The sequence below is a fragment of the Streptomyces sp. 3330 genome (assembly GCF_031456635.1).
Lineage (GTDB): Bacteria > Actinomycetota > Actinomycetes > Streptomycetales > Streptomycetaceae > Streptomyces.
The window spans coordinates 100,069-118,198 of record NZ_JAVDVA010000010.1 but is presented as its reverse complement, the minus strand read 5'-3'; the positions used below and the strand labels follow the sequence as shown (position 1 = coordinate 118,198).

General features: G+C 71.9%; 13 protein-coding genes. 6 read left to right on the top strand and 7 right to left on the bottom strand.

From position 1 onward, the window contains the following. The first annotated feature begins 3 nt into the window (after positions 1-3). The 3 genes from J2X68_RS18665 to J2X68_RS18655 all read left to right on the top strand — a co-directional run bounded on the left by J2X68_RS18665 (position 4) and on the right by J2X68_RS18655 (position 2,364). Complete coding sequence (locus tag J2X68_RS18665; protein WP_310433674.1) at positions 4-459, top strand: hypothetical protein; 456 nt, start codon at positions 4-6, stop codon at positions 457-459. A gap of 42 nt (positions 460-501) precedes the next feature. Then, positions 502-1,404 carry an LLM class flavin-dependent oxidoreductase gene (locus J2X68_RS18660; RefSeq protein ID WP_310433673.1) on the top strand — a complete coding sequence of 301 codons (903 nt, stop codon included), beginning with the start codon at positions 502-504 and terminating at the stop codon, positions 1,402-1,404. Between the two features lie 72 nt (positions 1,405-1,476). Further along, positions 1,477-2,364, top strand: coding sequence for an HAD hydrolase family protein (locus J2X68_RS18655; protein WP_310433672.1), 888 nt, complete (start codon positions 1,477-1,479; stop codon positions 2,362-2,364). A 16-nt stretch (positions 2,365-2,380) separates the two neighbouring features. Here the strand turns inward: J2X68_RS18655 and J2X68_RS18650 are convergent, their stop codons facing one another. The 7 genes from J2X68_RS18650 to hisC all read right to left on the bottom strand — a co-directional run bounded on the left by J2X68_RS18650 (position 2,381) and on the right by hisC (position 13,497). Beyond that, positions 2,381-3,247, bottom strand: coding sequence for a helix-turn-helix domain-containing protein (locus J2X68_RS18650; RefSeq protein ID WP_310433671.1), 867 nt, complete (start codon positions 3,245-3,247; stop codon positions 2,381-2,383). Between the two features lie 97 nt (positions 3,248-3,344). After that, positions 3,345-4,400, bottom strand: coding sequence for a M23 family metallopeptidase (locus J2X68_RS18645; RefSeq protein ID WP_310433670.1), 1,056 nt, complete (start codon positions 4,398-4,400; stop codon positions 3,345-3,347). A 78-nt stretch (positions 4,401-4,478) separates the two neighbouring features. Continuing rightward, positions 4,479-6,011 (bottom strand): GAF domain-containing protein, encoded by a 1,533-nt coding sequence (locus J2X68_RS18640; RefSeq protein WP_310433669.1) that lies wholly within the window; start codon positions 6,009-6,011, stop codon positions 4,479-4,481. A gap of 54 nt (positions 6,012-6,065) precedes the next feature. Then, entirely contained in the window at positions 6,066-9,554 is a 3,489-nt protein-coding gene (cydD, locus tag J2X68_RS18635) for a thiol reductant ABC exporter subunit CydD (protein WP_310433668.1), read from the bottom strand. 93 nt (positions 9,555-9,647) lie between these two features. Next, the gene (gene cydB, locus J2X68_RS18630; RefSeq protein ID WP_310433667.1) at positions 9,648-10,652 is read right to left on the bottom strand and encodes a cytochrome d ubiquinol oxidase subunit II; all 1,005 of its coding nucleotides are present in this window, start codon (positions 10,650-10,652) and stop codon (positions 9,648-9,650) included. Positions 10,653-10,672: 20 nt separating this feature from the next. After that, entirely contained in the window at positions 10,673-12,181 is a 1,509-nt protein-coding gene (locus J2X68_RS18625; RefSeq protein ID WP_310433666.1) for a cytochrome ubiquinol oxidase subunit I, read from the bottom strand. 236 nt (positions 12,182-12,417) lie between these two features. Next, complete coding sequence (gene hisC, locus J2X68_RS18620) at positions 12,418-13,497, bottom strand: histidinol-phosphate transaminase (protein WP_310433665.1); 1,080 nt, start codon at positions 13,495-13,497, stop codon at positions 12,418-12,420. 413 nt (positions 13,498-13,910) lie between these two features. Between hisC and J2X68_RS18615 the strand changes: the two genes are divergently transcribed. The 3 genes from J2X68_RS18615 to J2X68_RS18605 all read left to right on the top strand — a co-directional run bounded on the left by J2X68_RS18615 (position 13,911) and on the right by J2X68_RS18605 (position 17,908). Beyond that, positions 13,911-15,023 carry a LacI family DNA-binding transcriptional regulator gene (locus J2X68_RS18615; RefSeq protein ID WP_267019436.1) on the top strand — a complete coding sequence of 371 codons (1,113 nt, stop codon included), beginning with the start codon at positions 13,911-13,913 and terminating at the stop codon, positions 15,021-15,023. 708 nt (positions 15,024-15,731) lie between these two features. Next, on the top strand, positions 15,732-16,817 hold the full coding sequence (locus tag J2X68_RS18610; RefSeq protein ID WP_310433664.1) for a metallophosphoesterase: 1,086 nt from the start codon (positions 15,732-15,734) through the stop codon (positions 16,815-16,817). Positions 16,818-17,032: 215 nt separating this feature from the next. Beyond that, on the top strand, positions 17,033-17,908 hold the full coding sequence (locus tag J2X68_RS18605) for a hypothetical protein (protein ID WP_310433663.1): 876 nt from the start codon (positions 17,033-17,035) through the stop codon (positions 17,906-17,908). The last annotated feature ends 222 nt before the right edge of the window (positions 17,909-18,130 follow it).

Here is an 18,130-nt window from a genome sequence, read left to right as displayed (position 1 = left end):
GGTATGGACCACTCTCCCGACCACCTCCCCAGCACCGAGGCCGCCGTCGCCGCCCTCCGGTCGATCGCCGCCCACTACGGGCTCGAGATCGAGGTCACCCATGACATCGGCGCCGACCAGACCTCCCGCCGCACCACCGCGGGGGTCGGCGTCACCACCGACCCGGACGGCTCGCTGCCCCACGAGGCCTACGTCGAACTCGGCGGCCGCCCGAGCGTGAGCGTGCGGCTCTATCCCGACGACGACGCCCTGATCACCGTCGACGGAGTGGAGTGCCCCGACGTCGACCGCGACGACGTCCCCGCGTTTCTCCGCGCCCTCTACGACGGCCACGCCTGGGTGAAGATCCGCCGCTTCCCGCCCGCGCACTTCCTGATGGTGCCGCTGCCGCACGACCGCGTGCACAAGGAGTTCATCCTGGTCGGCCTCAGCCCGTGGCTGGGCGGGCGCGCACGGTGACCGTTTCACGTGAAACACGCCGGTCCGCATACGCTCGATGACATGAGTCTGCGTCTGAGCACCGTGATCCTCCCGTACCTGCGTTGGCACGAGGGAGGCCGTTCCACCTGGACACGGGCCGAGCAGCTCGGCTTCCACACCGCGTACACGTACGACCACCTGTCCTGGCGCACCTTCCGCGACGGCCCGTGGTTCGGCGCCATCCCGACGCTGACCGCCGCCGCGGCCGTCACCGACCGCCTGCGGCTCGGCACGCTGGTGACCTCGCCGAACTTCCGGCACCCGGTGACCCTCGCCAAGGAGCTGATCTCCCTGGACGACGTCTCCGCCGGCCGGGCGACCCTGGGGATCGGCGCGGGCGGCACCGGCTTCGACGCCACCGCCCTCGGCCAGGAACCGTGGACCCCGCGCGAGCGGGCCGACCGCCTCGCCGAGTTCGTACCGCTGCTGGACCGGCTGCTCACCGAGGACTCCGTGTCGTACGAGGGCGACCACTACTCGGCGCACGAGGCCCGCAACATCCCGGGCTGCGTCCAGCGCCCCCGGCTGCCCTTCGCGGTCGCCGCGACCGGCCCCCGAGGGCTGCGGCTCGCCGCGAAGTACGGGCAGGCCTGGGTGACCACGGGCGACCCCAAGCTGTACGAGAGCGGGACCCCCGAGCAGTCGGTTCAGGCCATTCGCGGCCAGGTCGAGAAGCTCACCGACGCCTGCGCCGAGATCGGACGGGACGTGCAGGAACTGGACAAGGTCCTGCTCACCGGCTTCACCCCGGACCGCGGGCGTCCGCTGGAGTCCCTGGACGCCTTCGTCGACTTCGCGGGCCGCCACCGGGAGCTCGGCTTCACGGAGATCGTGGTCCACTGGCCCATCGCCGACTCCGTCTTCGCCGCGGACGAGAAGGTCTTCGAGCAGATCGCCATGGAGGCCCCGGCACAACTGCGCTGACCTCGGCATCAGGTCATCCGCGCCCCCGGCGAGGACTCATGTGTGCGGCCTCGCGCCCGACCGTGCGGGCATATGCGCGAGAATGGCCCGGTGACCTCAGCGACCAGACAGCCCGAGACCCCGACCGCCACCCTCCCGCCCCGGCTGATCGCCACCGATCTCGACGGCACCCTGCTGCGCGACGACAAGTCGGTGTCTCCCCGCACGGTCGCCGCCCTCGCCGCCGCCGAGGAGGCGGGCATCGAGGTCTTCTTCGTCACCGGCCGCCCGGCCCGCTGGATGGACGTCGTCAGCGAGCACGTCCACGGGCACGGCCTGGCGATCTGCGGCAATGGCGCCGCCGTGGTCGACCTCCACGGCGGCCCCGGCGCCCACCGGTTCGTGAAGGTGCGCGAGCTGGCCCGGGAGAACGCGCTGGACGCCGTACGGCTGCTGCGGGAGGCGGCGCCCGGCACCATGTACGCCATCGAGCAGACGTACGGCTTCTACCAGGAGCCGGAGTATCCCAAGATGCACATGGAGATACCCGACACCCTCGCGCCTGCCGAGCGACTGCTGGCGCCGGACGCGCCCGGGGCCGACGAGCCGGTGCTGAAGATCCTCGCGTTCCACGCCGCGCTCGACCCCGACGCCTTCCTCACCCTGGCCCGGCTGGCCATCGGCGACCGCGCCAACGTCACCCGCTCCAGCCCCAGCGCCCTGCTGGAGATCAGCGGCCCCGAGGTCTCCAAGGCCAGCACGCTCGCCCTGTGCTGCGCGGAACGCGGCATCTCACACGAGGAGGTCGTCGCGTTCGGCGACATGCCGAACGACGTCGAGATGCTCACCTGGGCCGGCCGGTCGTACGCGATGGGCAACGCTCACCCGGACGTGCTCGCGGCGGCCTCCGGACGGACCGTCGCCAACAACGAGGACGGGGTCGCCGTCGTCATCGAGCGGCTGATCGCCGAACGCGGGTAGCTCTCCGAGCGGGACGTCAGCCCTGCTCCCGCTCCACCGGCAGCCACAGCTCGGCGTCGGCCTCCGCCCCGTCCGGTGACAGCCGGGTGCGCAGGATCTCCGGGCCGGGACGGCTGCGGTACGGGTTGGACGGAAACCACTGCGTGAACACGTCCCGCCACAGCTCCTGAATGGCCTGCGGGGCCGGCCCGGAGGTGGTGAAGACGGCCCAGGTGCCGGGCCCCACGGCCAGGGCGGCCGTGTCCTCGGGGGCCGCCGCGGAGGTGATCACCCCTTGGTAGTAGTCGAGTTCGGTGCCCTCGGCCCGGCTCGGGTCCAGGTCGTCGCAGACCGCGACGACGCCCCGCGGTTCCTGGTCCGACAGCTTCTCCAGGCGTTCCAGGACCTGCGGGTCGATCCCGCGGACGAAGTCGATGATCGCCTGGTTGGGCCCCGAGTGCACCAAGGGCACCCGGGCCTTGGGGCCGGCGACGGTGAAGGCCGGCCGGTCCACTACGCGATAGCGCATACTGCTGCTCCCTTCGACGGTGAGGCGGAAGGCCAGCCGGGGCTGGGAGACGAGCGCGGCGCCGGTCCTGCGGGCCTCGCTCGGCCCGACACCGTGCACGCCGCGGAACGCCCGGGCGAACGCCTCACCCGATCCGTAGCCGTAGCGCACCGCGATCTCCAGCAGCGACTCCTCCCCGGCGAGCACCTCCGCGCCCGCGACGGTCAGCCGCCTGCGCCGGATGTACTCCGACAAGGGCATGCCGGCGAGCGCGGAGAACATCCGGCGCAGGTGGTACTCCGACGTGGCCGCGCCGTGCGCGAGCGCCGACACGTCGATCGCCTCGTCGAGATGGCCCTCGACGTACTCCATGGCCTGGTTGAGCCGCTCCAGCACTCCGGTCTCCTTCCGCTGACGCGCTCACCACGCTAGGCGGCGGACATCCGGCCGGACCCGACATCCTGTGCCCGATCAGGTCGGGTGCGAGGAAGCCTCAGCCGACGGGCGCTCCGCGAGCCGCGAGCCAGGGCACCGGATCGAGCGCCGAGCCCGCGTCGGGCGTGACCCGCACCTCGAAGTGCAGGTGCGGACCGGTCGAGTTGCCCGAGGTGCCCGACTGCCCGACCCACTGCCCGGTGGTCACTCGGTCGCCCTGGTCGACCGTGACGGCGGCGAGATGGGCGTACTGCGTGTAGTAGCCGTCGGAATGCCGCACCACGACCTCGATCCCGAACGGGCCCCCGCACGCCACCCGCACCACACGGCCCGCCCCGGTCGCCCGCACCGGCGTGCCGATCGGCACCGCGAAGTCCTGCCCGGTGTGCCGGTGCGCCCAGCGCGTGCCACCGCTGCCGTACGCCGCGGACAGGGCGTACGTCTCGACCGGCGTGACCCAGGCGTTCGCGAAGTGCGCCGGCGGCTGGTCCAGGCGCACGGCGCCACGGCAGGAGCCCGCCGCCACCGCCGCGTCCGCCCGGCCCTGCAGCTGCTGTCGTGCCTGCTCCAGCTTGCCGTCGATGTCCTTCTTCAGCCGCGCGAGCTCCAGGGCCCGCCCCTCCACGGCCTGCCACGCCTCGACGGCCTTCGCCTCGTCGGCGGCCAGCCGTGCCTCCGCCCGCCGGTTCTTGCCGATCGCGTTGTCGACGGCGAGGTTCGCCTGCGACAAGACGTGCTGGCCACGCATCAGCCGGTCGGGGCTGCCCGCCAGGACCAGCTGCGCGACGACCGGCAGACCACCCCCGCCGCGGTACTGAGCACGGGCGATACGGCCCAGGTCCCCCCGCAGCACGGCGATCTCCCGCCGCTCACGGGTGAGGAGCTCCTCCACCCGCCGGGCCTTCCCCTGCTCCTTCTCCGCCTCGCGCCGCCCCGCCTCGTAGCGCTGCGTCGCCACCGCGGCGTCGTCGTACAACCGTGCCACCTGCGCGCTGAGCCGAGAATCCGAGCCGTCGCCCGGCTCCCCCTCGGCGGCCGTGGGCCCGGTGGCGAGCATCCCGGACACACACAGGAGGACCGGAACGAGCAGGACCCGGCGGCGAGGTGAGCGCATGTCAGCGATCCTGCCCCGGCTTCCGGCCCCCGGTCCTGTTCAAGTCGTACGCCCGGGGGACGCCCCGCCCCTGATGGCTCAGTACGGCGCCTGCCACACCACGGTCGTGCCGGCGCCGTCCGCCCCGATGCCCGGGCCGTGCGCGCTGTCGCCGCCGAGCGCCTCGGCCCGCCGTCGCAGGTTCCGCAGACCGCTGCGTCTGCCGCCGTCGGGGATGCCCACACCATCGTCGGCGACGGTCAGCCGCACACCCGGCCGGCCGTCGGGCAGGGTCGCCGTCGCGTCGACGACGACGTCGACCCGGGAGGCGCCCGCGTGCCGGAAGGCGTTCGAGAGGGCCTCCCGAAGAGCCGCGACGAGGTTCTTGCCGGTGAGTTCGCCGACCAGGGTGTCGACCGGCCCGACGAACCGGTGCGACGGCCTGAAGCCGAGCGGCACGGCCACCGTGTTGATCTCGCGCAGCACCCGCGTGCGCAACCCGGCCGGGGCCTCGGCGGGGTCCTGCTGGAGCGCGAAGACCGCCGTACGGATCTCCTGGACGGTGACGTCCAGTTCGTCCACGGCCTTGCCGACACCGGCCCGCACCTCGGGCACGACGGATCCGCGCCGGGCGCTCTCCAGCATCACCCCGGTCGCGAACAGCCGCTGGACGACGAGATCGTGCAGGTCGCGGGCGATGCGGTCACGGTCCTCGAACACCGCGAGCCGCTCCCGATCGCGCTGCGCCTCGGCCATCATCAGCGCCAGCGCCGCCTGCGAGGCGAACTGGACGGCCAGGGCACGCTCGTCCTCGCCGAACGGCCGCTCCCCGCGGGCGCGGAGCATCACCAGGGCGCCCAGGACGCGTCCGTCGTTCCGCAGGGGGAGCAGCATGATCGGCCCGTAGCCTCGGGTGGACGCCGTGAGCGTACGGGGGTCGTCGGCGGCGTCGGTCACGAACACCGCCTGCCCGTCGAGGAGTTCCGCGACGATCTCACTGTCCGGCGGGACGACCTCCCCCAGCATCGTCGACGGCCGGTCCGCGGCCACGATCTCCAGGCCGCCCTCGTCGGCGGGCAGCAGCACCACCCCGGCGGCCGAACCGGACAGCCCGCGGGCCTGCTCGGCGACGACCTGGAGGGCGTCATGGGCGTCCCCGCCGGACAGCAGCGCGGTGGTGACGGCGACCGAACCGTCGATCCACCGTTCGCGCTGCTGAGCGGCCTCGTACAAGCGGGCGTTGCCGAGGGCGATGCCCGCCTCGGTGGCCAGCATCCGGGCCGTGTCCACGTCCTGCTCGTCGAACGGCCGTCCGTCCCGCCGCCCCGCCAGACAGAGCTCGCCGACGCTCTCCCCGCGGACCGGGATCGGCAGCCGCAACCCGCCGCGCTCGCCGCGCCCGTCGGGCAGTCGGCCCGGACGGCGGGCGGTCGTCCCGTCGACGCCGTGGAGGACGACGTCGGTCGGACCGTCGCGGCCTTCGCCGACGAACTCGATCAGCGCGTACCGGGCCCGGGTCAGCTCGACCGCGGTCGCACAGATCCGCTCCAGCGTGGAGCGCAGCTCCGGCCCCCCGCCCGCGGGTTCGGCGGACGGGCCCGGCGGGGGAGCGGACAGCGGATCCGTGGACATGTCCTGAGCCTAATGAGCCCCGTTTGTCACGGAAAGTCGGGACTGGCCCGACGGTCATCGCGCCGCCACCAGCAGCTCCGTGGCCTCCTCCCGTTCGGCCATCGTCCGCAACGGCCCCTCGACGGCCGTCAGCGCCGCGTGGGAACCCCGCTGCACCACCCGTCCTTGGTCCAGCACGATCACCTCGTCGACCGCTTCGAGACCGGCCAGCCGGTGGGTGATGAGCAGGGTCGTACGGCCCTCGGTGGCGGCCAGCAGATCCTGGGTGAGAGCGTCTGCAGTCGGCAGGTCCAGATGTTCGGCCGGCTCGTCGAGGACCAGGACGGGGAAGTCGGCGAGCAGTGCCCGGGCCAGCGCGAGCCGCTGCCGCTGCCCGCCGGACAGCCGGGCGCCGTGCTCACCCACCAACGTGTCGAGTCCGGCGGGCAGGCCGTCGGCCCACTCCAGCAGCCGGGCCCGCGCCAGCGCGTCCCGCAACTCCTCCTCGCCCGCCTCCCTCTTCGCCAGCAGGAGGTTCTCGCGGACCGAGCTGTCGAAGAGGTGCGCGTCCTGCGCGCACAGCCCGACGAGCCGGCGTACGTCGTCGCCGTCCAGGGTCTGCGCGTCCACCCCGTCGAGCGTGTACGAGCCCGCGTCGGCGTCCAGGAACCGCAGCAGCACCTGCGCGAGTGTGGTCTTGCCGGAGCCGGAGGGCCCGACGACGGCGATCCGGCGTCCCCGCGTCAGAGTGAGGTCGATCCCGGCGAGGGCGTCCCGGTCCTGCCCTGCGTGCCGGGCGGCCAGCCCGCGGAGCACCAGCGGGAAGGGCGAGGCGGGCGCCTTGCGGGGCAGCTCCGGCTCCCGCACGGGCTCGGGGGAGTCCAGGACCTCGTACACCCGCTCGGCGCTCCTGCGCACCCGCTGGCGGTACTGCACGGCCAGCGGCAACCCCAGGACGGCTTCGAAGGCGGCCAGCGGGGTGAGGACGACGACGGCCATGGTCACACCGCTCAGCCGGCCGTCGGCCACCGCCTGGGCGCCCACGAGGGCCGCGGTTGCGACGGTCAGCCCGGAGACCAGGGCGGTCAGGCCGTCGCCGAGGGCGGTGGCGGTCGCCGCCCGCGAGGCGATCCGGGTGAGCACGGAGTCCGCCGCGCGCACCCCGGCGGTACGCATCGGCAGCGCGCCCGCGACGGTCAGCTCGGCGGTGCCGGTGAGGAGGTCGGCCGTGCGGGTGGCGAGCACCCCCCGGGCGGGGGCGAGACGGCGTTCGGCCCGGCGCGCCACGGCGCCGGTGACCAGGGGCACGCCGACCCCGGCCGTCAGCAGCCCGGCGGCGAGCACCGCACCGGCCCCGGGCAGCAGCCACGCGGTGAAGGCGACGGACCCGGCCGACACGACGACGGCGGAGGCGGCGGGCAGCAGCCAGCGCAGCCAGTAGTCCTGGAGGGCGTCCACGTCGGCGACCAGCCGCGTCAGCAGGTCGCCCCGCCGGGTCGAGCGCAGCCCCGCGGGCGCCAGCCGTTCCAGCCTGCGCCAGACGGCGACCCGGGTGTCGGCCAGCATCCGCAGCACGGCGTCGTGCGACACGAGCCGCTCCGCGTACCGGAACACCGCCCGCCCGATGCCGAAGGTGCGGGTCGCCGTCACGGCGACCATCAGATACAGCACCGGTGGCTGCTGCGAGGCCCGCGAGATGAGCCACCCGGAGGTCGCCATGAGGCCCACGGCACTGCCGAGGGCCAGGCTGCCGAGCAGCAGCGCGAGGGCGAGTCGGCCGCGTCGGGCGCCGGCCATGGCGCGGACCCGGGCGAGAACGCCACCGCCGGTCACGGCGGCCCCCGTCGCGGACTCGTCGCCGACGGGCGGGGCAGCCGCCTCCTCCAGCGGCGCGGGAGCGCCCTTGGCTGCGGCCTCCACGGGCACGGGCGCCTCGGCCTCGGCCAGCCGCACCACACGGTCCGCCACCGCGAGCAGCGCCGGCCGGTGCACGACCAGCAGGACCGTCCGACCGGCCGCGAGGCGCCGTACGGCTGCCACCACCTCCGCCTCGGTCTCCCCGTCGAGCGCGGCCGTCGGCTCGTCCAGCAGCAGCACGGGCCGGTCCGCGAGGAACGCCCTGGCCAGCGCCAGCCGCTGCCGCTGTCCGGCCGACAGCCCGGCCCCGTCCTCACCGAGCACCGTGCCGGCCCCGGCGGGCAGTGCCTCGACGAACTCCAGCGCCCCCGCGTCCGCCAGCGCCCGGCGCACGGCCGCGTCGTCGGCGTCAGGACGCGCCAGCCGTACGTTCTCGTCGATGGTCCCGGCGTAGAGGTGCGGGCGCTGCGGCACCCAGGCGACCCGGGAGCGCCACTGCTCCAGGTCGGCCGCCGCGAGGTCGACTCCCCCGGCCAGCACCCGGCCCTCGGCCGGCCGCACGAACCCCAGCAGCGCGTTCAGCAGGGTCGACTTGCCGGCGCCGCTGGGTCCGACCAGCGCGACCGTCTCTCCGGGTTCGACGGTGAACGACACGTCCGTGACGGCGTCGGCGGAGCGTCCGGGGTAGCGGACGGTCACCCCTTCGAAGGCCACCCCTCCCTCGGCCACCGCGGCCGTGCCCGGCGCCGGTGCCGGCGTCTCCAGCACCTCGAAGATCTCCTCGGCGGCGGCAAGGCCTTCGGCGGCAGCGTGGTACTGCGCTCCGACCTGGCGCAGCGGGAGATACGCCTCGGGCGCCAGCACGAGGATCACGAGGCCGATGTACAGGTCCATCTCCCCGTGCACGAGCCGCATGCCGATCGTCACGGCGACCAGGGCCACCGAGAGCGTCGACAGCAACTCCAGCGCGAACGACGAGATGAAGGCGATCCGCAGCGTCCGCATGGTCGCCTGCCGGTACTCGCCGGTGATGCGCCGGATGGACTCGGCCTGCGCCTTGGCCCGCCCGAACACCTTGAGCGTGGGCAGCCCGGCGACCACGTCCAGGAAGTGGCCGGACAGCCGGGACAGCAGCCGCCACTGACGGTCCATCCGCGACTGTGTGGCCCAGCCGATCAGCACCATGAAGACCGGGATCAGGGGCAGGGTGCACACGATGATCGCGGCGGAGACCCAGTCCTCGGTCACGATCCGCGCGAGCACCGCGACCGGTACGACCACCGCCAGCCCCAACTGCGGGAGATAGCGGGAGAAGTAGTCGTCGAGGGCGTCCACGCCCCGCGTGGCGAGGGCGACCAGTGAACCGGTGCGCCGGTCGCCGAGCCAGTTCGGCCCCAACGCGGTGGCCCGCTCCAGCAGCCGCCCGCGCAGCTCCGACTTCACGGCGGCACTCGCGCGGTGCGCCGCGAGCTCGGTGAGCCAGGCCACCAGGGCCCGGCCGACCGCCACGGCGACCAACAGCAGCAGCGGAGTGCGCAGGTCGGCGACCGACAGCCCGTTCTGGAAGGCCCCCACCACGGCCTCGGCGATGAGCATCGCCTGCGCGATGACCAGGGCCGCTCCGACAGCACCCAGGCCGACGACCGCCACCAGGAAGAGGCGGGTGGCGCGGGCGTACCGGAGGAGACGCGGGTCGATCGGTTTCACGTGAAACACCCTCTTCTCGAAAGGCGTGTTTCACGTGAAACACGCCTTCTCCTCATGGGGTGTGTTTCACGTGAAACACACCCCACACCAGACTCAGTGCGTGACCTCGGCGATGTGCTGCGTACCGATCCGCTTACGGAACACCCAGTACGTCCAGCCCTGGTAGAGCAGCACGACCGGCGTGGCGATCCCCGCACACCACGTCATGATCTTCAGGGTGTACGGGCTCGACGAGGCGTTGGTCACCGTGAGGCTCCAGTCCTCGTTGAGCGTCGAGGGCATCACGTTCGGGAAGAGCGTCAGGAAGAGCATCGCCACGGCCGCCACGATCGTGACCCCGGAGAGCGCGAACGACCAGCCCTCGCGTCCCGCCTGGTTCGCCACCAGCGCCGCCACCAGGGCGCCGACCGCCACGACCAGGGCGACCAGGCTCTTGGCGTCACCACTGTCGATCTGCGTCCACAGCAGGAAGATCGAAGCGAACGCGGCGGTGGCGAGTCCCACCTTGAGCGCCAGCTTCCGCGCCCGTTCCCGGATCTCGCCGATGGTCTTGAGGGCCGTGAACACCGCACCGTGGAAGGTGAACAGCGTCAGGGTCACCAGACCGCCGAGCAGCGCGTACGGGTTGAGCAGGTCCCAGAGATTGCCCACGTACTCGAAGTCCTGGTCGATCTTGACGCCCCCCACGATGTTGCCGAAGGCGACGCCCCACAGGAACGCGGGAAGGAGCGAGGTCCAGAAGATCGCCGTCTCCCAGTTGCGCTGCCAGTTCTCCTCGGGCCGCTTCGCCCGGTACTCGAAGGCGACGCCCCGCACGATCAGACAGACCAGGATGAGCAGCAGTGGCAGGTAGAAGCCGGAGAAGAGCGTGGCGTACCACTCGGGGAAGGCGGCGAAGGTCGCGCCGCCCGCCGTGAGCAGCCATACCTCGTTGCCGTCCCAGACGGGACCGATGGTGTTGATCAGCACCCGTCGCTCGGGCCGGTCGCGGGCGAGCAGCTTGGTGAGGATGCCGACCCCGAAGTCGAAGCCCTCCAGGAAGAAGTAGCCGGTCCACAGGACGGCGATCAGGACGAACCAGACGTCGTGCAGTTCCATGACTGTGCAGCTCCCTCGGCCTAGTAGGAGAAGGCCATCGGCTTGTCGGCGTCACGGGAGTCGCCGCCGATCTTCGTGGGCGGGTTGAGGTCGGCCTCGGTGAGCTCGGGCGGGCCGGCCTTCACGTACTTCACCAGCAGCTTGACCTCGATGACGGCGAGGATCGCGTAGAGCGCCGTGAAGACGATCATCGACGTGAGGACCTCGCCCTGGGAGACCCCGGGGGAGACCGCGTCACGGGTCTGGAGGACGCCGTAGACGACCCAGGGCTGGCGGCCCATCTCGGTGAAGATCCAGCCCCAGGAGTTGGCGATCAGCGGGAAGCCCAGGGTCCAGATCGCCGCCAGCCAGTAGAGCCTGGTGAGCTTGGGGCTGAGCGCCTTGTTCTTGAACAGCACCACGTGCGGGACCTCGTCCTCACCGACCCTCAGGTGCTGCGGCAGCATGAACTTCTTGCGGGTGAGCCAGAGTCCCGCCAGGCCGATCGCGAAGGACGACATGCCGAAGCCGATCATCCAGCGGAAGCCCCAGTAGGCGACGGGGATGTTGGGCCGGTAGTCGCCGGGACCGTACTTCTCCTGCTCGGCCTTGTTCACGTCGTTGATGCCGGGGACGTACGAGCTGAAGTCGTCGTTCGCGAGGAAGGAGAGCAGGCCCGGGATCTCTATGGCGACGCTGTTGTGCCCCTTCTCGACGTCGCCGTAGGCGAAGACCGAGAACGGAGCGGGCGCCTCGCCGTCCCACAGGGCCTCGGCGGCGGCCATCTTCATCGGCTGCTGCTTGAACATCACCTTGCCGAGCACGTCACCGCTGACGGCGGTGAGCAGACCGGCGATGACCACGGTGACCAGGCCGAGCCGCAGCGAGGTCTTCATCACCGGAACGTGCTTCTTGCGGTACAGGTGGAAGGCGGCGATGCCGACCATGAAGGCGCCACCGGTGAGGAAGGCCGCGGACATGGTGTGGAAGACCTGGCTGAGCGCGGTGTTCTGGGTCAGCACGGCCCAGAAGTCGGTGAGCTCGGCCCGGCCCTTCTCCTTGTTGATCCGGTAGCCGACGGGGTGCTGCATCCACGAGTTGGCCGCGAGGATGAAGTACGCCGACAGGATCGTGCCGATCGAGACCATCCAGATGCAGGCCAGGTGGATCTTCTTCGGCAGCTTGTCCCAGCCGAAGATCCACAGACCGATGAAGGTGGACTCGAAGAAGAAAGCGATCAGGGCCTCGAAGGCGAGCGGGGCGCCGAAGACGTCTCCGACGAAGCGCGAGTAGTCGGACCAGTTCATGCCGAACTGGAACTCCTGCACGATGCCGGTGACGACACCCATCGCGATGTTGATCAGGAAGAGCTTGCCCCAGAACTTCGTCGCCCTGAGGTACTTCTCGTTCTCCGTGCGCACCCAGGCGGTCTCGAGCCCGGCGGTGAGGGCCGCGAGGGAGATCGTCAGGGGGACGAAGAGGAAGTGGTAGACGGTGGTGATGCCGAACTGCCAGCGCGCCAGTGTCTCCGGCGCCAAAGCCAGGTCCACGTCGTCACTCCTTACCTCACGCTCGTGGATCACGCTTGTGAAAGCGTTCACATTCACAAGCTAGTATGCCGTACCGATTTTCGACAGCAGAAGGGGGGTCCCCGCCTACTCGCGGAAACCCCCCTGTGACCCTCGCCGACCAGCCGGAACCGGCACAGCCGCCGACGGCCGGCCCAACCGGCGTCGGCACCAGCACCAGCACCAGCACCAGCACCAGCACCAGCACCACCGACGCGCTAGAGCTCCTTGCGGAACCCTTCCGCCACCTTCAGGAAGATGTCGTTCGCCTCGTTCTCCCCGATCGTCACCCGCACGCCCTCGCCCGGGAACGGCCGCACCACGACACCTGCGTGCTCACACGCGGCAGCGAACGGGACCGTGTGCTCGCCGAGCCGCAGCCACACGAAGTTGGCCTGGGTCTCGGGCACCGTCCAGCCCTGCGCGCGCAGCCCCTCGACCACCCGGAGGCGCTCGCACACCAGGGAACCGACCCGGCCGAGCAGCGCGTCCTCGGCCCGCAGCGAGGCGATCGCGGCCTCCTGGGCGAGCTGGCTCACACCGAACGGCACGGCGGTCTTGCGCAGGGCCTGCGCCACCGGCTCATGGGCGATGGCGAAGCCGACCCGCAGCCCGGCGAGGCCGTAGGCCTTGGAGAAGGTCCGCAGGACGCAGACATTGGGCCGCTGCCGGTACAGCTCCACGCCGTCCGGCACCTCGGGGTCGCGGATGAACTCCCGGTACGCCTCGTCGAGCACGACCAGCACGTCACGCGGCACCCGGTCGAGGAACCGTTCCAGCTCGGCCCGCTTCACGACGGTGCCCGTGGGGTTGTTGGGGTTGCAGACGAAGATCAGCCGGGTCCGCTCGGTGATCGCGTCGGCCATCGCGTCCAGGTCGTGCACGTCCCCCGGCGTCAGCGGCACCTGCACCGCCGTCGCGCCGCTGATCTGCGTGATGATCGGGTAGGCCTCGAAGGACCGCCAGGCGTAGATCACCTCGTCGCCGGGACCCGAGGTGGCCTGGACGAGCTGCTGGGCGACACCGACCGAACCGGTCCCGGTGGCCACGTGGGAGGCGGGCACACCGAACCGCTCGGACAGCTCGTTGACCAGAACCGTGCAGGCCAGGTCCGGGTAGCGGTTGAAGGAGGCGGCCGCCGCCGTCACCGTCTCCATCACGCCCGGCAGCGGCGGATAGGGGTTCTCGTTGGAGGACAGCTTGTAGGCCACAGGGCCGCCGCCCGCGGCCGGCTTGCCCGGCTTGTAGGTGGGGATCCCCTCCAGCTCGGCGCGCAGCTTGGGGCTCGTCTCGCTCACCGCAGTCCTCCTCGTGACCACCACCGGCTTCAATACTGCTCACCTTATGAGGATTCCGCTCGGGTGCGTACAGCTGGGCGGCCGCCGCCGCCCGAATCGGAGGGACCTCCGCGACTTCTGCGGACGAAGCCGCACGAAGGCGTACGCGGCAGGGGGCGCGCTGCACATATATCTACGCGCCGGTAGTGCACTCCGTGGCGCGCATCCCTCGTGCAGGTGAGTTGAGACCTCTTCGAAACATCGGTGCGTTGGCAGGCTCATCCGTACCGATGCGTCACGTCCTGGCATTGGGTGCGCCAACTACCTTTGTTTCCAAGGTACTTAACCCTCTTTGCCCTTGCAGAAACGTGCCTGTCAACGCGTGCATATGCGTCCGCCCTACCCCACCGAATGAGCCCTACTATCGGCTCGCCATGACAGCAGCAGGGAAGCACCAGGTGAGCCGCGCGGAAACCTCACGCCGAGGCAGCCGGCCGGGCCGGGCGGGCATCAGGGACGTGGCCGCCGCCGCCGGAGTCTCCATCACGACCGTCTCCGACGCCCTCAACGGCAAGGGCAGGCTCCCGGACGCCACCCGACGCCATGTCCGCGAGGTCGCCGACCGACTCGGCTACCGCCCATCGGCGGCGGCCCGAACCCTCCGTACCGGCAAGTCGGGCCTCATCGGCCTGACCGTGACGACGTACGGGGATGAACCTTTCACCTTCACCGAGTTCGCGTACTTCGCGGAGATGGCGCGAGCCGCCACCTCCGCCGCGCTCGCCCGCGGCTACGCGCTCGTCATCCTCCCCGCGACCTCGCGTCACGACGTCTGGTCCAACGTGGCTCTGGACGGGACGGTCGTCATCGACCCGTCCGACCAGGATCCGGTGGTCAGCGAGCTGGTCCGGCAGGGCTTACCGGTCGTCTCCGACGGCCGCCCGGCCGGCTCGCTCCCCGTCACCGCGTGGGTCGACAACGACCACGAGGCCGCCGTCCTCGACATCCTCGACCACCTGGCCGACGCCGGCGCCCGCCGCATCGGCCTCCTCACCGGCACCACGACGGACACGTACACCCACCTGTCGACCAGCGCGTACCTGCGGTGGTGCGAGCGGGTCGGCCAGGACCCGGTCTACGAGGCCTATCCCGCGCACGACCCGTGCGCGGGCGCCGTGGCCGCCGACCGGCTGCTGGCCCGCCCCGACCGGCCCGACGCCGTCTACGGCCTGTTCGACCCCAACGGCACCGACCTGCTGGCCGCCGCCCGCCGCTACGGACTGCGGGTCCCCGAGGACCTGCTGATCGTGTGCTGCAGCGAGTCCACGGTGTATGCCAACACCGAGCCGCCCGTCACGACCCTCTCGTTGAAACCGCGCCGCATCGGCACGGCCGTGGTGCAGCTCCTCATCGACGCGATCGAGGGCGAGGAGGCGGACCGCCCGGTCGAGCAGGTGATACCGACCGAGCTTTTCGTCCGCACGTCCTCGCAGCGACGCCCTCCGCGGACCACGGTCAGCCCGCCCCGGGCGCCGGAGGAGAAGTAGCACGGCGTCGCCGCTGCCCCCGGCCGTCGCCACGGCACGGATCGTGGGGAGCGGCGACGCGCCCGAGGGGCGGGCCGGGAGGGGAGGCCCGTTCACGGGGGGGGGCCGGTAGACCCGGGGGGCCAGACCACCTGGGGGGTGGTGCGGGGTGTCGGGGGGGGATGTCCGGTGCCGGGTTCCGAGCGGTCGGAGCGGTCCGAGGGGCCGGGCGATCTGGAGCGGCCTGGCGGTCCGGACGCTCCGGAGCCGGCCGGTAACCCCTCGGCGGTCCGGCCGTCCGGCCGTCCGACCGTCCGTCCGTCCGTCCGTTAGCCGCGTCAACGAACGTTCGCGGAAGGCACGTACGGGCGGTTTTCGGCGGTGCCGGAGACATCGGGCGTCGCTTCCATAACAGCCGCATCAGGAACCTTGCTCCGGCCGCCGAAATCATCCCTGCCGGGCGGACGCCCTCCCCCGGTTCGACCGACAGAGCAGCCCGCGGGGGTGAGGTGCGGGTGCGGGCAAGGTGCGCGCAGCGTGAGCGCGGGCTGCCGAAGCCCGGCCCAATCGGGGCGAAAGCCGCGATGAACTGGAGCCTTGCTCCGATTCACCACCCCTGGGTCATCACACGGCACGATCCGCATTCCTATGATGGACGCACGGCACCGCGGGCTGCTGCGACCAGGCAGCTCGAAGGGTGCAGATGCGGCGCGATGGTGGAGGGGTCTGATGACTCAGGGGGCCGGTCAGGGACCCGAGGTGGAGCGGACGGCGACGTTGCGCGACTTCCGGGTGCCCGCGTACGTCCACGAGACCGGTCCGTACGACCCCGGAACAGAACCGGGCAACGCCGCGCCGCCTCTCGAAGAGCCGCTGGAGCACCCGGACGGCTACACGCCCACCCAGCGCGACCTGCCCGTCATCAGCCGGCGCGGCGACACCCTCCAGGTGACCGTGGACCCGGCGGCCGTCCAGGCCCCGGCGCCCACGACCGGCCCGGGACCGCTGTTCGTCGTCGGCGACGTGCACGGCTACCTCGACGAACTGGTGGCCGCGCTGCAGGAGAAGGGCCTGGTCGACTCCGCGGGGAGCTGGTGCGCGGGAACCGCCCGGCTGTGGTTCCTCGGTGACTTCACCGACCGCGGCCCGGACGGCATCGGCGTCATCGACCTCGTCATGCGGCTGTCCGCCGAGGCCGCCGCGGCCGGCGGGTACTGCAAGGCCCTGATGGGCAACCACGAACTGCTCCTGCTCGGCGCCAAGCGCTTCGGCGACACGCCCGTCAACTCCGGCGCCGGCACCGCCACCTTCCAGGCGGCCTGGCTGCTCAACGGCGGCCAGAAGTACGACATGGACCGTCTCCAGGACCACCACCTCCAGTGGATGTCCCGCCTCGACGCGGTCGAGGAGGTCGACGGTCACCTGCTCGTGCACTCCGACACCACGGCCTACCTCGACTACGGCGACTCGATCGAGGCGGTCAACGACACCGTCCGCGAGACGATCACGCGCAACGACGCGGATGAGGTCTGGGACCTGTTCCGCAAGTTCACCAAGCGCTTCTCCTTCCGCGACGAGGGCGGCGCCGACGCCGTACGCTCCCTGCTCGATACGTATGGCGGCACCCGCATCGTTCACGGCCACAGCCCGATTCCCTACCTGCTGGGCGAAGTCGGCTCCGAGGACGGCGAGGACAACGGCGGTCCGCACGTCGAGGGACCGCACGTCTACGCCGACGGGCTGGCCATCGCGATGGACGGCGGCGTGACGATGGCCGGAAAACTGCTGGTCCAGCAACTGCCCCTGGAGAGCTGAGTATTCCCCGGGCACTTCCCGGGCAGCTCCGGGGGCGGAAGTACCCCACCGAGGACCCTTCGGCGGCGGCGCAGGCCAGGGGCCAATTTCGGCAAACCCCCTGTCACCCCGGGCCGTCGCCGCTCTACCATCGGGTTATCCGTAGCAGGCTCCCCTCCGTTTCTGCCCGACGGCTCGTTGGCATGCGAGCCCCAAGCCCTACGGAGCATCGGGGGATGCAGATGAACAGCGTTCCGCAGCACCTGAACAGCGAGGACCGCCAGGAGTACGAGCGGATCCTCGACGAGGCGCTGCGCTCCGCCCCACACCACCCGGAACTGGCCGCGGTCGGACAGCGGCTCAACCCCGAACAACTGCGCACGATGGCGCTCAACGCCTCCGCACTCATCACGGTGGCCGCGGCGGCCGAGTACCAGCACTACGTGAAGGTCCGTGAAGAACTGCGCCACCCGGCGCCGTCCACCCCGTCGTCCGCGTCCGAGACCGGCTCCGCGGAGCCGGGCGCGGCCGCGATGGGGCTCGCCACCACCATGGGGGAGGCGGCCCAGGCCGCCGAAGCCGCCGGGGCGGGCGCCGTCGCCGCCGTCCTCACCCCCGTCCTGGCCGGAACCGCCGCGGTGATCTTCCTGCTCGTCGGCTACCTCCTCAGGGTGCTCGACCCCGAGCAGGGGTTCGCCCGGACCATGGTCACCGCCGGCTGGACGTTCGGGGCGGTGGCCGTGGCCGCGATGCTCGTCGCCACCGTCGCGCTGCTGCTCACCGCCCTGCGCAACCGGCCCTCCCTGGAGGCCGGACCGTACGGCGAACTGAGCGAGGAGGTCGACCAGGCCAGGGAAGCCTGGCGAGACGCCCTGCTGGAACGCGGCATTCTGCCGTTTCTCCAGGAGGCCCTCGCCGACCCCGGCACGGCGGCCGCCCTGCACGCCGACCCGGCGCCACCGGCCCCCACCGGCCGCCTTCCGAAGATCGGCTACGACCGCCCGGGCTTCAGCAGCCCGGACGACGGCCGCTCGACCGGCCCGCGCCCGAGCTTCAGCAGTCCGGACTACACCAGCCCGGACTTCGGCGGCCCGGACCACCAGCCGGACTAGGCGCTCGGCTTGCGCCCCCGCCGACCCCGCCGAGGGGAGCGCAAGCCGTACGCCGGGCGCCGGACGGCTCTCGCGGAGAGCCGCCCCACGGTTCCGTGCTGCCCCGCGGTGCTCGGCGTGCCGCCCAGCGCGGACCGAGGTCGCCGGGGGCCGACCCGTGGTCCGAAGCGTCCGTCCGGCCATCCGGCCATCCGGTCAGAGACCGGAACTGCCGGTCAGCGA

What these genes read in the sequence shown, in the direction of transcription:
- J2X68_RS18665 (WP_310433674.1), top strand. Translation starts at nt 4, where the DNA reads ATGGACCACTCTCCCGACCACCTCCCCAGCACCGAGGCCGCCGTCGCC.
- J2X68_RS18660 (WP_310433673.1), top strand. Translation starts at nt 502, where the DNA reads ATGAGTCTGCGTCTGAGCACCGTGATCCTCCCGTACCTGCGTTGGCAC.
- J2X68_RS18655 (WP_310433672.1), top strand. Translation starts at nt 1,477, where the DNA reads ATGCGCGAGAATGGCCCGGTGACCTCAGCGACCAGACAGCCCGAGACC.
- J2X68_RS18645 (WP_310433670.1), bottom strand. Translation starts at nt 4,400, where the DNA reads ATGCGCTCACCTCGCCGCCGGGTCCTGCTCGTTCCGGTCCTCCTGTGT.
- J2X68_RS18640 (WP_310433669.1), bottom strand. Translation starts at nt 6,011, where the DNA reads ATGTCCACGGATCCGCTGTCCGCTCCCCCGCCGGGCCCGTCCGCCGAA.
- cydB (WP_310433667.1), bottom strand. Translation starts at nt 10,652, where the DNA reads ATGGAACTGCACGACGTCTGGTTCGTCCTGATCGCCGTCCTGTGGACC.
- J2X68_RS18615 (WP_267019436.1), top strand. Translation starts at nt 13,911, where the DNA reads ATGACAGCAGCAGGGAAGCACCAGGTGAGCCGCGCGGAAACCTCACGC.
- J2X68_RS18610 (WP_310433664.1), top strand. Translation starts at nt 15,732, where the DNA reads ATGACTCAGGGGGCCGGTCAGGGACCCGAGGTGGAGCGGACGGCGACG.
- J2X68_RS18605 (WP_310433663.1), top strand. Translation starts at nt 17,033, where the DNA reads ATGCAGATGAACAGCGTTCCGCAGCACCTGAACAGCGAGGACCGCCAG.